The sequence below is a fragment of the Cupriavidus sp. R6-3 genome (genome assembly GCF_059772245.1).
In genome coordinates this window covers 35,931-49,613 of sequence record NZ_JCBAJO010000016.1, presented here as the reverse complement: position 1 = coordinate 49,613, position 13,683 = coordinate 35,931, and the positions used below count along the sequence as shown (strand labels likewise).

The following is a 13,683-nucleotide window of genomic DNA, read 5'->3' as shown; positions in this document are numbered from 1 at the left end:
CTGGTGGTCGGCTTCGCGCTGTGGCAAGGCGCCGGCGCGCTGCAGCACGCCGACTGGCTGCTGTTCGCCGCGATGGTGCTGGGCGCGCTGGGCTACGCCGAGGGCGGCAAGCTGTCGCGCGAGCTCGGCGGCCTCGAGACCATCAGCTGGGCGCTGGTCGTGTCGCTGCCGGTGGTGCTGCCGACGGTCGCCTGGATGGCCGCGCAGACGCTGCCGCAGATCGCCGCCGCGTCGGCGCGCGCATGGCTGGGCATGGCCTACGTCTCCCTCTTTTCGATGTTCATCGGCTTCGTCTTCTGGTACGCCGGACTGGCGAAAGGGGGCGTGGCCCGCGTCGGCCAGATACAATTGCTGCAGCCGTTCATGACGCTGGCCGGCGGCGCCTTGCTGCTGGCCGAGCCGCTCGACGCGCCGACCATCGGTTTCGCCGTCGCGGTGATCGCGGTGGTGGCGCTGGGGCGCCGGACCGCGGTGCGTGCCGCGCCCGGGTCCGCCACGTCGGCCACGTCGGCCACGTCGGGCCCGTCCGCTGCGTCCGTGGGCCTGCCGCCCGCACGATCCCGCTGAACCCTCACGAACTCTCGCACAACAGGAGTCTGCATGTCCGTCTATGACACCCTCGCCCGCCTGGGCATCGAACTGCCGACCGCCGGCGCCCCCGCCGCCGCCTACGTGATGGCCGCGCAGACCGGCAACACGGTCTTCCTGTCGGGCCATATCGCCCGCAAGGACGGCAAGCCGTGGGTCGGCAAGCTCGGCGACCAGCTGGGCACCGAAGAGGGCAAGGCGGCGGCGCGCGCGATCGCGATCGACCTGCTGGCGACGCTGCACGCGCACGTCGGCGACCTGAACCGCGTGACGCGCATCGTCAAGGTGATGAGCCTGGTCAATTCGACGCCGGACTTCACCGAGCAGCACCTGGTCACCAACGGCTGCTCCGAGCTGCTGGCCGAAGTGTTCGGCGACAAGGGCAAGCATGCCCGCAGCGCGTTCGGCGTCGCGCAGATTCCGCTGGGCGCCTGCGTCGAGATCGAGATGATCGTCGAGGTCCAATAAGGCCAGCCCCAACTTTTCAGGCGTGCGCGCAGCGCGCATCGCCGCACCGATTTGACCGACATCGCGCGGCGCCGCCGCGCGAGAACCACACCAAGAGACCATCATGCATTGGGCCATCTCCCGCCGGGCGCAACAACTGACCAGCTCGGCCATCCGCGAAATCCTCAAGGTCACCGAGCGTCCGGAAGTCATTTCGTTCGCCGGCGGCTTGCCGTCGCCCGCGACCTTTCCGGTCGCCGCGATGGAACAGGCGGTGGCCCGTGTATTCGCCGACAATCCGCACGCCGCGCTGCAGTACACCGCCACCGAGGGTTATCTGCCGCTGCGCGAATTCATCGCGCGCCGCCATGGCGTCGATGTCGAGCGCGTGCTGATCACCACCGGCTCGCAGCAGGCGCTGGACCTGCTGGCCAAGGTGCTGATCGATCCGGGCAGCCCGGTGCTGGTCGAGACGCCGAGCTATCTCGGGGCGCTGCAGGCCTTCTCGCTGTTCGAGCCTGAGTTCGTCTCGCTGCCGAGCGACGACCAGGGCCTGCAGCCCGAGGCGCTGACCGCCGAGCTGACCGCCGGCGCGCGCTTCCTGTACGCGCTGCCGAACTTCCAGAACCCGACCGGCCGCCGCATGCCGCTGGAGCGCCGCCAGGCGCTGGTGCAGCGCGCGCGCGAACTGAACGTGCTGCTGATCGAGGACGATCCCTACGGCGAGCTGAGCTACACCGGCGACCAGCTGCCCACGCTGCTGTCGATGAACCCGGACGGCGTGATCTACATGGGCTCGTTCTCGAAGGTACTGGCGCCCGGCCTGCGGCTGGGCTACGTGATCGCCCCGCCCGAGCTGCATTTCAAGCTGTGCCAGGCCAAGCAGGCCTCCGACCTGCATACGCCGAGCTTCACGCAGCGCGTCGCCTACGAGACGATCCGCGACGGCCTGCTCGATACGCATATCCCGACCATCCGCGAGCTCTACGGCAACCAGTGCCGCTACATGCTCGATGCGCTGGCGCGCCATATGCCGGCCGGCGTCAAGTGGAACCAGCCCGAGGGCGGCATGTTCATCTGGATGTCGCTGCCGGAAGGGCTGGACAGCATGGCGATCCTGCAGGAAGCGGTCAAACGCAACGTCGCCTATGTGCCCGGTGCCCCGTTCTTCGCCACCAATCCGCGGCAGAATACGCTGCGGCTGGCCTTCGTCACGGTGCCGCCCGAGCGCATCGAGCAAGGCGTGGCGATCCTTGGCAAGCTGTTCGCGGAGGCCATCGCGGCGCAGGCCGGCCACGCCAAGGCGGCCTGATCCGGCGCTGACTGGCCACGGCACCGACCAGAACAAGGAAGACCAATATGTTGCGCATCTGGGGCCGGCTCTCTTCGATCAACGTCCAGAAGGTCGTCTGGTGCGCGCGCGAACTGCATCTCGATCACGAGCGGATCGATATCGGCGTCACGCGCGGCGACCTGGATACCGAGGCCTACGTCCGCCTGAACCCGAACCGGCTGATCCCGGTGATCGAGGACTTCCGCGGCACCGATATCGGCGGCGAGCCGTTCGTGCTGTGGGAATCGAATGCGATCGTGCGCTACCTGTGCGCGCAGTACGGCGAAGGCACGCTGTGGCCGGAGGACGTGCGCACCCGCGCCTCCGCCGACCGCTGGATGGACTGGCAGAACACCGCCTTCACGCCGGCCATGGTCGACGCCTTCGTGCAGACCGTGCGCACGCCGGCGGAGCGGCGCGACGTCGACGCGATCGCCCGTTCGATCGCGCGGGCCGAGCCGCTGGCCGCCCTGCTCGACAAGGCGCTGACCGGGCGCGAATTCATCTGCGACGACCGCTTCAGCATGGCCGACATCTCGCTGGCCTGCGCCGCGCATCGCTGGATGGGCATGCCGATCCAGCGCGAGCCGCGCCCCGAGCTGGAGCGCTGGCTGGCGAAGATGCGCGCGCGGCCGGCCGCGTCGGGCATCCTGGTGCTGCCGCTGGCTTGAACACCTCCGATGGTCCCGGCGCTGGCCCCGGCGCTGGCGCCGGGCCAGCCGCCGGAACACCATCTCCGCAGCGGTTCCCTCCCCCCGCAGTTGTTCCTTCCCCCGCCCGCCGTGCCGGCAAGCAGACATTTCCGTTCCGCAACAATTGGAGTACGCTGCACACCGGACGCGCGCCCCGGGCAAACCCTGATTCCTGAATCCGGTTCACGCCCATCGTGACGCGATGTATCGCGGGTGACCTATAGCCGTCCTTAAAATCCTTCGCTTGCTCGTGCGCGAAGCTTGGGTCACCCCTGCGCGTCCCTGTCGTGCGCAGGCAAACCGGCGAGGATCGCCCGCAGAAGGATGGCTCGCCGGCCCATCACTGAGGAGGATTCAATCGTGTGGAGTCAAGTCTACGACCCGCTCGGCAGCATGGCCCTGTCCACGCTCGCCGCGGGCGTGCCGGTCGCGGTGCTGTTGGGCGCGCTGGCGTTCTTTCATTTGCAGGCCCATCTGGCCGCCGGCCTGGCGCTGGTGGTCGGCATCGTGGTCGCCTCGGCGATCTTCGGCATGCCCGCCGCGATGGCCGGCAAGGCCGCCGGCCTGGGCATCGCTTCCGGCCTGTTCCCGATCGGCTGGATCGTGCTGAACATCATCTTCCTGCACCGGCTGACCACGCTGAACGGCTCGTTCAAGGTGCTGCAGGGCTCGATCGCCGGCATCACCGAGGACAGGCGCCTGCAGCTGCTGCTGGTGGCGTTCAGCTTCGGCGCCTTCTTCGAGGGCGCGGCCGGTTTCGGCACGCCGGTGGCGGTGACCGGCGCCATCCTGATCGGCCTTGGCTTCTCGCCGCTGGCCGCGTCGGGCCTGGCGCTGATCGCCAATACCGCGCCGGTTGCCTACGGCGCGCTTGGCTCGCCAATCATCGCGCTGTCGGCCGTGACCGGCCTTGACCTGCTCGACCTGTCGGCGATGATCGGCCGCCAGCTGCCGCTGTTCTCGGTGCTGGTGCCGTTCTGGCTGATCTGGGCCTTTGCCGGCTTCCGCGGCATGCTGGAAGTCTGGCCCGCCATCCTGGTAGCGGGCGTCAGCTTCGCGATCCCGCAGTTCCTGGTGTCGAACTACCACGGTCCGTGGCTGGTGGACGTGATCGCCGCGCTGGTGTCGATGGGCTCGCTGGCGCTGTTCCTGAAGGTCTGGAGGCCGAAGAAGATCTGGACCACCACCAAGATCCTCGGTCGCCACGACGAGTCGAAGGTCGACGATCCCGAAGCGGTCGCCGCCGAGGCGCGCGCCAACGCCGCTGCCGCCGGCATCTCGACCGCCAAGGCGTGGATGCCCTGGGTCATCCTGACCGTGTTCGTCTTCATCTGGGGCGTGCCGCAGATCAAGAAGGCCTTCGACGCGATCTGGTCCTGGAAGTATGCGATCCCGGGCCTGGACAAGGCCGTGCTGAAGGTGCCGCCGGTGGTGCCGCAGCAGGTCGCCGAGGCCGCGGTGTTCAACTTCAACGTGCTGTCGATGGCCGGCACCGGCATCCTGGTCGCCGCCGTCGTCGGCGGGCTGCTGATGGGCTATTCGGTGCCGCGCCTGCTGCGCGAGTACTGGAACACCATCAAGCTGGTGCGCTACTCGCTGCTGACGATCTGCGCGATGTTCGGCGTCGGCTACCTGACCCGCTATTCGGGCCTGGACGCGACGCTGGGCCTGGCCTTTGCCCACACCGGCGTGTTCTATCCGCTGTTCGGCACCATGCTGGGCTGGCTGGGGGTCGCGCTGACCGGTTCGGACACCGCGTCAAATGTGCTGTTCGGCGGCCTGCAGAAGACCACCGCGGAGCAGCTTGGCCTGTCGCCGGTGCTGATGGCCTCGGCCAACAGCTCGGGCGGCGTGATGGGCAAGATGATCGACGCACAATCGATCGTGGTGGCCTCGACCGCGACCAAGTGGTACGGCCACGAGGGCGACATCCTGCGCTACGTGTTCTTCCACTCGGTCGTGCTGGCGATCCTGGTGGGCCTGTTCGTCACGTTGCAGGCCTATGTGGATCCGTTCACCCGCCTGGTGATCCACTGATCGACCGACGACGATGCCGTTCCCGCGCGAGCGGGACGGCAAGTCCGGCAACGAAAAAGCCCCGCTTCGGCGGGGCTTTTTCATGGCGGGACGATCCGCGTCGCCGGTGCTTCGCCGCTTCGTCGCCGGTTCTTCGGGGCGTTACGCACTCGGAGCGCCCACAGTGCTCAAAGCGCCGACAGCGCTGACACCGCTCACAGCGCGCAGGTACGGAACCCCACGAAGGCCGCGTCTTCCTCGGGCGCCAGCGCCAGCCGTGCGCGCGCATGGCGCAGCCGCGTGGGCCCCACGAAGCAGGCGCCGCGCACGGCCTGGCAAAGGCCGAACCGCGCCTGCATCTCGCTGTCGCCGGGACCCGGGTGCGAGGGCACGTCGGCGAAGCCGGCATAGGGCTCGTACGGCGTCGCGGTCCATTCGCGCACCATGCCCCAGCGGAAGCCGCCGCGATTCTGCACCGCGGCCATCTCCCACTCGGCCTCGTCCGGCAGGCGGCGGCCGGCCCAGGCGCACCAGGCCTGCGCCTCGTACAGCGTCACGTGGCGCACCGCCTCGTCGGGATTGAGCGTGCGCAGCGTGTCGAAGCGCTGCGCCATCCAGGCGCGCGTCTGCGCATGGCGCTCCCAGTAGCGCGGCGCCGAGCGCTCCTGCGTCATCAGCCACTGGCGGCCGGCGGGCGACCACCAGTTGGGCCGCTCGTAGCCGCCGTCGTCGACGAATTCCAGGTATTGCGCGTTGGTGACCGGCGCGGCGTCGATCTCGAAGGCCGGCACATAGGTCGGCTGCGCGGGCAGTTCGTCGGGCATCGCGAAGCCGTCCGGCTCGCCCCAGCCCTGCGTGAAGCGGCCGCCGGGAAACTGCAGCGTGCCGGCGTCGGGCACGCTGACCGGCGGGCGGGTCAGCGCGGGATCGTCGGGCGCCATCGCCAGCGCCTGCAGCAGCGCCGCGATGCGCTCGATCTGCGCGTCCTCGTGCTGCAGGGCCCGGCGGAAGGGATACAGCGTGTCGTCGCCATCGTCGGGCAGCAGCGCGATCCGGCGCAGCACCGCGTCGAGCACCGAGGCCGCGTAGTGCTTCAGCGCGGCGACGTCGGGCAAGGCCACTTCCCAGCGCGCATCGGGGCCGATGCGCTCGGGATCGAACCATTCGTCGGCGCCGTCGAGCAGCGCCGGCGCGGCCGGCACCGGCAGCAGCACGCCGCCGCGCTCCTGCCATTGGACGTCGCGCAGGCACCACCATTCGGCATGCCAGGCGAGATGGCCCAGCGTCCATAGCGGGGGATCGGCATCGTACTGGCGCGGCACGATCCAGCCGCGGCGGGCCGCGCCGAACGCGGACAGCCAGGCCAGCGTGCGGTTGCGGCTGTCGACCAGCGCCTGCGCCAGCCCCTCGCGCGGCAGGCGCCGCGCGTCGCTCCAGTCGTGCCGGCCGCCGGTGAAATACAGATCGGGAAGCATGGTGAAGCCGCTCATCGGATTGCCCGTCTCATCAAACGCCGCTGGAAAAACCGCTCGCAGCGCGGGCGGCATGTCAGCGGACATTATGACACCGCGGCTTTTCCCTTCCCCGGGCGAGCCTTTGGCGCCGGGCCTTCGCATCACCCTCAGGCCCGTCAAGCGCGTCGAGACCCTCAGGGCCGTTGAGACCTCAGGCGCAGTGGGGCCATCGGGCCCGGTGAGACCATCACCCCCGTCAAGCCGGCACCCGCGCGTGGAACACCGCGAACCATTGCCGCGCGTCGGTCCAGCACACCGGATCGGCAAAGCCCGCTTCCTCGAGCAGCGCGGCGAAGCCCTCGACGCGGTACTTGTGCGAGTCCTCGGTATGGATGCGCTCGCCGGCATGGAAGGCGCGGCCGCCGCCGGTCCAGTGGACCTCGACGTCGCGCACCGCTTGCAGATGCATCTGGATACGCGAGCCCTGCCGGTCGAAGCTGGCGACATGGCGCCAGTCGGCCAGCGCGAAGTTGGCGTCGATTGCGCGATTGACGTTGCGCAGCACGTTGCGGTTGAACGCCGCGGTCACGCCCAGCGCATCGTCGTAGGCCGATACCAGCTGCGCCTCGTCCTTGAGCAGGTCGACGCCGATCAGCACGCCGTCGCCCTGGCGCGCCGCCGCGCGCAGGCGCTGCAGCAGCGCCAGCGCGGCGTCGGGCGCGAAGTTGCCGATGCTCGAGCCCGGATAGAAGAACAGCCGCCGGCCCTGCCGGATCGGCGCCGGCAGCGCGAGCGGCGCGCACAGGTCCGCGCCCAGTCCCATCATCGGAATCTGCGGATGCTGCTGTTGCAGGCCGGCCAGCGTGTCGCGCAGGAACTCGACCGAGATATCGAGCGCGACGTACTGGGCGGGGCGCAGCACGCCGAACAGCCGCGCAGCCTTCTGGCAATTGCCGGCGCCCAGGTCGATCAGCACGCCGCCGCTGCCGCAGCGCGCGCCGATCGCGGTGGCATGCGCGGCGAAGATCTCGGCCTCGGTGCGAGTCGGGTAGTACTCGGGCAAGGCGGTGATGGCCTCGAACAGCCGCGAGCCCAGCACGTCGTAGAAGTGCTTGGGCTGGACGCTGGCATGCGGCGCCAGCAGGCCGTCGATCAGGTCGGCGCGCTCGGCCTCGTCGTCGTGGCGGTACTGCTGCACGAAGGCGAGCGGATCGCCGAAGCGCGAGCGGGCTTTGGCGAGGGACGAAGCCGCGGCGGCGGCCCCGTTGGTGGTTGGGGAAGACGAAGAAGAAGAAGAAGAAGAGGACGAAGAAGGGGGCGAAGAAGACGAGGACGATGAAGAAGCGGCGCGCGATCCGGATCCATTGTCCTGGCGGAGACGGCGCGATGGCATACCGATGGAATCAGCCGGCATGGAGTTCTTCCTTCTGGTCGGTTGATGTGGCTGGATGTGGCTGGATGTCACTGGGCACTGCACAACCCCGAACCCCCGGCACACCGCCGCGGCAAGCGGCCGGTGCGGGCAGAAGGACGCGCCGCCATCGCTGTCCGGCGGCGCATCGGCCACTGCCGATCCGGTAAGGATAGGCGCTATCGGGCCCCTCTGCCTGCCGGGCTGCCTCCGACACGCCGCGTGGCGGCCCTCGCCGCACCGCCGCCGTGGCCCCGCCGTGGACCCCGCACGATCGCCCCGGGGCCACGCGCCATGGCCCGCCGCGAGGGTAAACGCCATTTGCCGCAAAGGCGACAATCGCCATGGACCTCGTTTATAATCCGTGCCCAAGCAAGGCCGACCACGGCCAAGCCCCTTCAAAGGGGAGTAGCTCCAGGGCAGCCCGCCCTTAGCACAATCGTCATTACGAGCGCCGCGTCCCCATTGCGGCCTCCGGTTGTGCTGACCGTACCGGCGAATCGCCGGTCGGTCGAGCAAGACCTTTGCAACCTGGATTCATGGTTTGCAGAGGCTCCCGTCCGCGGCTGCATGACTCCAGGCGAACCTGTATTTCACGTTTCCAATAGGAGAGTTCATGGAGTGGCTTACCGATCTGTTCACGATGCAGTTTCTGACGGCACTGCTGTCGATCGTCGTCATCGACCTGGTGCTCGCTGGCGACAATGCCATCGTGATCGCGCTGGCGGCGCGTAATCTGCCGCCGCATCTGCAAAAGAAGGCCATCGTCTGGGGCACCATCGGCGCCGTGGTCGTGCGTTCGGCCATGACCATCGGCGTGGTCTGGCTGCTGAAGATCCCTGGCCTGATGCTGGTCGGTGGCCTCGCGCTGGTGTGGATCGCCTACAAGCTGCTGTCGGACGAAAACGGCGAGGACGAGCACGGCGCCCCGGCGACCACGCTGGCCGGCGCGATGAAGACCATCATCATCGCCGACGCCGTGATGGGCGTCGACAACGTGCTGGCCGTGGCCGGCGCCGCGCACGGCAGCTTCCTGCTGGTGGTGCTGGGCCTGCTGATCAGCATCCCGATCGTGGTCTGGGGCTCGCGCCTGGTGCTCAAGCTGATGTCGCGCTATCCGGTCATCATCTACCTGGGCGCCGGCGTGCTGGCCTTCACCGCGGCCAAGATGATCCTGGGCGAACCGCTGGTCAAGCCGTTCTTCGCCGCCAACCCGGCGCTGGCATGGCTGCTGTATGCCGTGATCATCGGCGGCGTGCTTGGCGCCGGCTATCTGGTGCAGAAGCGCCGCGCACCGGCGGTCGAAAGCCAGTAAGCAGCACGCTCGCTTCCCGCCCGCGCGGGAATGACGAGATCGGATCAAGGGGCGGCTCCACAGGGGCCGCCCCTTTTTTCATGCCGGCGCCCGTTCGAGGCGCATCGGCTAGAATGACGGCCTGGCCCGCATGCCGCCGCGCTGCGGCCCTTTTTCCTTTCCGACGCCGATGAAACAGTATCTCGACTTCATGCGCCATGTGTACGAGCATGGCACCGTCAAGGCGGACCGCACCGGCACCGGCACGCGCTCGGTGTTCGGCTATCAGATGCGCTTCGACCTGCGCGAAGGCTTCCCGGTGGTCACCACCAAGAAGCTGCATCTGAAGTCGATCATCTATGAGCTGCTGTGGTTTCTGCAGGGCTCGACCAATGTTCGCTGGCTGCAGGAAAACGGCGTCACGATCTGGGACGAATGGGCCGACGAGAACGGCGAGCTCGGCCCGATCTACGGCTACCAATGGCGTTCGTGGCCCGCGCCCAACGGCGAGCACATCGACCAGATCGCCCAGCTGATCGAACAGATCCGCGGCAATCCGGATTCGCGCCGGCTGATCGTGTCGGCCTGGAACGTCGGCGACATCCCGCGCATGAAGCTGCCGCCCTGCCACGCGTTCTTCCAGTTCTACGTGGCCGACGGCCGCCTGTCGTGCCAGCTGTACCAGCGCAGCGCCGACATCTTCCTCGGCGTGCCGTTCAATATCGCCAGCTATGCGCTGCTGACGCACATGATCGCGCAGCAGACCGGCCTCGAAGTCGGCGATTTCATCTGGACCGGCGGCGACTGCCACATCTACAGCAATCACGAGGAACAGGTGCGCACGCAGCTGGCGCGCGAGCCGATGGCGCTGCCGAAGCTGCAGATCCTGCGCAAGCCCGATTCGATCTTCGACTACCGCTACGAGGACTTCGCGCTGGTCGGCTACGAATCGCATCCGGCCATCAAGGCCCCGGTCGCGGTATGACGCTGCTGACGTTGATCGTCGCGCGCGCGCGCAACGGCGTGATCGGCCGCGACAACACGCTGCCGTGGCGGCTGCCCGAGGACCTCGCGCACTTCAAGCGCACCACGATGGGCGCGCCGGTGATCATGGGCCGCAAGACCTGGGAATCGATCGGCCGGCCGCTGCCGGGCCGCCGCAATATCGTGGTGAGCCGCAATGCGGGACTGCGGCTGGAAGGCGCGGAAACCGCGTCCTCGCTCGAGGATGCGCTGCGCCTGTGCGTCGGCGTCGAGCAGGTCTTCCTGATCGGCGGCGCGCAGCTCTATGCCGAGGCGCTGCCCAGCGCCGACCGGCTGATCGTCACCGAGATCGACGCCGATATCGAGGGCGATGCCCACTTCCCCGAGATCGATCCGCGGCGGTGGATTGCCACCGAGCGCGAGCGGCATCATTCGGAGTCGAACGGCTTCGACTATGCGTTCGTGACGTACGAACGGGCGCCGGAGTAAGCAGCAGCCAGAATCGGCCAGCGCTGAAGCGAGCGCACTGGCGATAACGGTACTCCCTCTCCCGCATGCGGGAGAGGGGAGAACACCGCCGGCTTCGCTTGAGCGAGCGAGCTTTCCGCTCAATTCCCCGCAATCGTCATCTGCTCGATCAGGATCGAGCCGGTCTCCTTGGTGCCGCGCACCAGCGTGTCGGCGCCGATCGCGACGATCTGGCGGAACATCTCCGCCATGTTGCCGGCGATCGTGATTTCCTCGACCGGATACTGAATCACGCCGTTCTCGACCCAGTAGCCCGACGCGCCGCGCGAATAGTCGCCCGTCACGTAGTTGACGCCCTGCCCCATCAGCTCCGTCACCAGCAGGCCGGTGCCCAGCTTGCGCAGCATCGCCGGGAAATCGTCACCCGGCTGCGTCAGCTTGCTGGTCAGCGCCAGGTTGTGCGAACCGCCGGCATTGCCGGTGGTCTGCATGCCGAGCTTGCGCGCCGAATAGGTCGACAGGAAATAGCCTTCCACCACGCCGTCGCGCACCACGTCGCGGGCGCGGGTCTTGACGCCCTCCTCGTCGAACGGCGCGCTGCCCATCGCGCCCGGCACGTGGGGACGCTCGTGGATGTCGATATGCGGGGCGAATACGGCCTTGCCGAGCGTGTCGTACAGGAAGGTCGACTTGCGATAGAGCGCGCCGCCCGATACCGCCTGCACGAAGGCGCCCAGCAGACCCGCCGCCAGCGGGGCCTCGAACAGCACCGGGCAGCGGCGCGTCGACAGCTTGCGCGCATGCAGCCGCGCCAGCGCGCGTTCGGCGGCGTAGCGGCCGATCGCTTCGGGCTCGGCCAGCGCTTCGGGCGCGCGCTTGGACGAATACCAGTCGTCGCGCTGCATGCCGCTGCCGCTGCCGGCGATCGGCGCGCACGAGACGAAATGGCGCGAATACGGATAGCCGCCGACGAAGCCGCGCGTGGTGGCCAGCACGAACTGCGAATGCTGCGCCGACACGCTGGCACCATCGCTGTTGCGGATGCGCGGCGACACCGCGAAGGCCGCGGCCTCGGCGCGGCGCGCGATCTCGATGGCCTGCTCGGCATCGATGGCCCAGGGGTGGAACAGGTCCAGGTCGAGCGGATCGCGTTCGAGCAGTTCCTCTTCGGCCAGCCCCGCGCAGTCGTCCTCGGCGGTGAAGCGCGCGATGTTGTAGGCCGCCTCGGCGGTGGCGCGCAGCGCGGCCGGGGAGAAGTCCGAGGTGCTGGCATTGCCGCGCCGCTTGCCGATCATCACGGTCACGCCGACCACCTTGTCGCGGTTCTGCTCGATCGTCTCGACCTCGCCCTTGCGCACCGAGACCGACAGGCCGCTGCCCTCGGAAATCTCGGTGGCGGCATCGGTGGCGCCCAGTTCGCGGGCGACGCGCAGCACATCGGCTGCCATTTCGCTCAGTTGCGCCTGGGTGTAGGTGAAGTGGACGTTCTGGTCGGTCATGAGATCGGACATGCGTAAGTCTGGCGTAGGTCGGGCGTGGGAGGGGCGATTCCGGCGTCGGGCCGGAAGCCGGGGAGGCAAACGAAACCCAAACGGGAATCATAGCAAGATAAAATGCCGCCCATGACGCGACATCCCCGCCACTCTCCCGGCGCCGGCTTTCCCGGCGCCTTCGCCCCCGAGCCCGACGACGACTCGCCCAAGAGCAAATCGCAGCGCAAGCGCGACATGCATGCGCTGCAGGACCTGGGCAGCGAGCTCGAGGCGCTGCCCAAGGACCGGCTGGCGCGCGTGCCGATGCCCGAGGTGCTCGAGGACGCCATCCGCGAGGCCCGCCGCATCACCAGCCACGAAGGCAAGCGCCGCCAGATGCAGTATGTCGGCAAGGTGATGCGCGGCCTGAACGACGACGAGATCGACGCGATCCGGCGCGCGCTGGACGGCTTCAAGGGCACCAGCAAGGCCGAGACCGCACGGCTGCATCTGATCGAGCGTTGGCGCGAGCTGCTGCTCAAGGACGACGAGGCGTTGACGCGCTTCCTCGCCGAGCATCCGGCCGTCGACGTGCAGGCGCTGCGCAGCCTGATCCGCAACGCGCGCAAGGAGCAGCAGCTGTCCAAGCCGCCGCGGCACTTCCGCGAGCTGTTCCAGGCCATCAAGAGCGCGCTGGAGGCACGCGAGCAGCCCGGCGCGGCAGCGGCCGAGCCCTCACCCGGACAGGACCAGGAGCCAGCATGAGCGACCCCACCCAAACCCTCAGCCAAGCGAGCGGCCAATCGAGCAGTCAGGCGAACAGCCAGCCGATCAGCCAACCGATCGCCCGCAGCCATCCCGACGAGCTGCTGGTCGGCTTCGTGTCGATCTCGGACCGCGCCTCCGCGGGCACCTATCAGGACGAAGGCATCCCCGCGCTGCGCGACTGGTTCGGCCGCACGCTGACCTCGCCGTGGCAGGGCGTCGAGCGGCTGATTCCCGACGAGCAGGCGCAGATCTCGCGCACGCTGATCGAGCTGGTCGACGTGGCCGGCTGCGACCTGGTGCTGACCACCGGCGGCACCGGCCCGGCGCGCCGCGACGTGACGCCCGAAGCCACGCTGGCGGTCGCCACCAAGGAGATGCCGGGCTTCGGCGAACAGATGCGCCAGGTCAGCCTGCATTTCGTGCCGACCGCGATCCTGTCGCGCCAGGTGGCCGTGATCCGCGAGACGCCGAGCCATGCGGCGCTGATCATCAATCTGCCGGGCCAGCCGCGCGCGATTCGCGAGACCCTCGAAGGGCTGCGCGGCGACGACGGCAAGCCGCTGGTGCAAGGCATCTTCGCCGCGGTGCCCTACTGCATCGACCTGATCGGCGGGCCCTACATCGAGACCGACGAGGCCGTGGTCAAGGCCTGGCGGCCCAAGCACGCGATCCGTCCGTCCAGGTAAGCGAGCGCCGGGCCCCTCTCCCCGCGCCTCTGTCGCGCGTCGGAGGGAGAACACCAAGGGCGCTTGCTAC

General features: G+C 68.6%; 14 protein-coding genes. 11 read left to right on the top strand and 3 right to left on the bottom strand.

Translation table 11 applies throughout. The features are described from left to right. The 5 genes from AC6EI8_RS05410 to AC6EI8_RS05390 form a co-directional block, all read left to right on the top strand. A partial coding sequence (locus AC6EI8_RS05410; protein WP_498381455.1) for an EamA family transporter occupies positions 1-567 on the top strand: 567 nt, incomplete at its 5' end. 33 nt (positions 568-600) lie between these two features. Continuing rightward, a complete protein-coding gene (locus tag AC6EI8_RS05405) occupies positions 601-1,056 on the top strand; it encodes a RidA family protein (RefSeq protein WP_149316979.1) in 456 nt (151 codons plus the stop codon). Positions 1,057-1,159: 103 nt separating this feature from the next. Beyond that, positions 1,160-2,347: an aminotransferase-like domain-containing protein gene (locus tag AC6EI8_RS05400; RefSeq protein WP_498381454.1), complete on the top strand. Its 1,188-nt coding sequence runs from the start codon at positions 1,160-1,162 to the stop codon at positions 2,345-2,347. A 47-nt stretch (positions 2,348-2,394) separates the two neighbouring features. Continuing rightward, positions 2,395-3,039 carry a glutathione S-transferase family protein gene (locus tag AC6EI8_RS05395; protein ID WP_498381453.1) on the top strand — a complete coding sequence of 215 codons (645 nt, stop codon included), beginning with the start codon at positions 2,395-2,397 and terminating at the stop codon, positions 3,037-3,039. A gap of 381 nt (positions 3,040-3,420) precedes the next feature. Continuing rightward, positions 3,421-5,097 carry an L-lactate permease gene (locus AC6EI8_RS05390; protein ID WP_149316976.1) on the top strand — a complete coding sequence of 559 codons (1,677 nt, stop codon included), beginning with the start codon at positions 3,421-3,423 and terminating at the stop codon, positions 5,095-5,097. Between the two features lie 194 nt (positions 5,098-5,291). On the opposite strand, the gene AC6EI8_RS05385 is transcribed toward AC6EI8_RS05390, so the two are convergent. Next, complete coding sequence (locus tag AC6EI8_RS05385) at positions 5,292-6,566, bottom strand: SUMF1/EgtB/PvdO family nonheme iron enzyme (protein ID WP_265632680.1); 1,275 nt, start codon at positions 6,564-6,566, stop codon at positions 5,292-5,294. Positions 6,567-6,786: 220 nt separating this feature from the next. Continuing rightward, positions 6,787-7,728, bottom strand: a complete 942-nt coding sequence (gene egtD / locus AC6EI8_RS05380; RefSeq protein ID WP_149316974.1) for an L-histidine N(alpha)-methyltransferase — start codon at positions 7,726-7,728, stop codon at positions 6,787-6,789. Positions 7,729-7,762: 34 nt separating this feature from the next. On the opposite strand from egtD, the gene AC6EI8_RS05375 reads away from it, so the two are divergent. The 4 genes from AC6EI8_RS05375 (at position 7,763) to AC6EI8_RS05360 (ending at position 10,708) form a co-directional block, all read left to right on the top strand. Further along, the gene (locus AC6EI8_RS05375) at positions 7,763-7,969 is read left to right on the top strand and encodes a hypothetical protein (RefSeq protein ID WP_498381452.1); all 207 of its coding nucleotides are present in this window, start codon (positions 7,763-7,765) and stop codon (positions 7,967-7,969) included. 588 nt (positions 7,970-8,557) lie between these two features. Next, the gene (locus AC6EI8_RS05370) at positions 8,558-9,256 is read left to right on the top strand and encodes a TerC family protein (RefSeq protein ID WP_149316973.1); all 699 of its coding nucleotides are present in this window, start codon (positions 8,558-8,560) and stop codon (positions 9,254-9,256) included. Between the two features lie 169 nt (positions 9,257-9,425). Continuing rightward, positions 9,426-10,220, top strand: coding sequence for a thymidylate synthase (locus AC6EI8_RS05365; RefSeq protein ID WP_149316972.1), 795 nt, complete (start codon positions 9,426-9,428; stop codon positions 10,218-10,220). Then, entirely contained in the window at positions 10,217-10,708 is a 492-nt protein-coding gene (locus AC6EI8_RS05360) for a dihydrofolate reductase (RefSeq protein WP_149316971.1), read from the top strand. Before AC6EI8_RS05365 ends, AC6EI8_RS05360 begins: the two co-directional genes overlap by 4 nt. A 119-nt stretch (positions 10,709-10,827) precedes the next feature. On the opposite strand, the gene pmbA is transcribed toward AC6EI8_RS05360, so the two are convergent. Then, a complete protein-coding gene (gene pmbA, locus AC6EI8_RS05355; protein WP_226107489.1) occupies positions 10,828-12,198 on the bottom strand; it encodes a metalloprotease PmbA in 1,371 nt (456 codons plus the stop codon). 111 nt (positions 12,199-12,309) lie between these two features. On the opposite strand from pmbA, the gene yjgA reads away from it, so the two are divergent. Further along, a complete protein-coding gene (gene yjgA, locus AC6EI8_RS05350) occupies positions 12,310-12,924 on the top strand; it encodes a ribosome biogenesis factor YjgA (RefSeq protein WP_395897226.1) in 615 nt (204 codons plus the stop codon). Continuing rightward, the gene (mog, locus tag AC6EI8_RS05345; RefSeq protein WP_498381451.1) at positions 12,921-13,613 is read left to right on the top strand and encodes a molybdopterin adenylyltransferase; all 693 of its coding nucleotides are present in this window, start codon (positions 12,921-12,923) and stop codon (positions 13,611-13,613) included. Before yjgA ends, mog begins: the two co-directional genes overlap by 4 nt. The last annotated feature ends 70 nt before the right edge of the window (positions 13,614-13,683 follow it).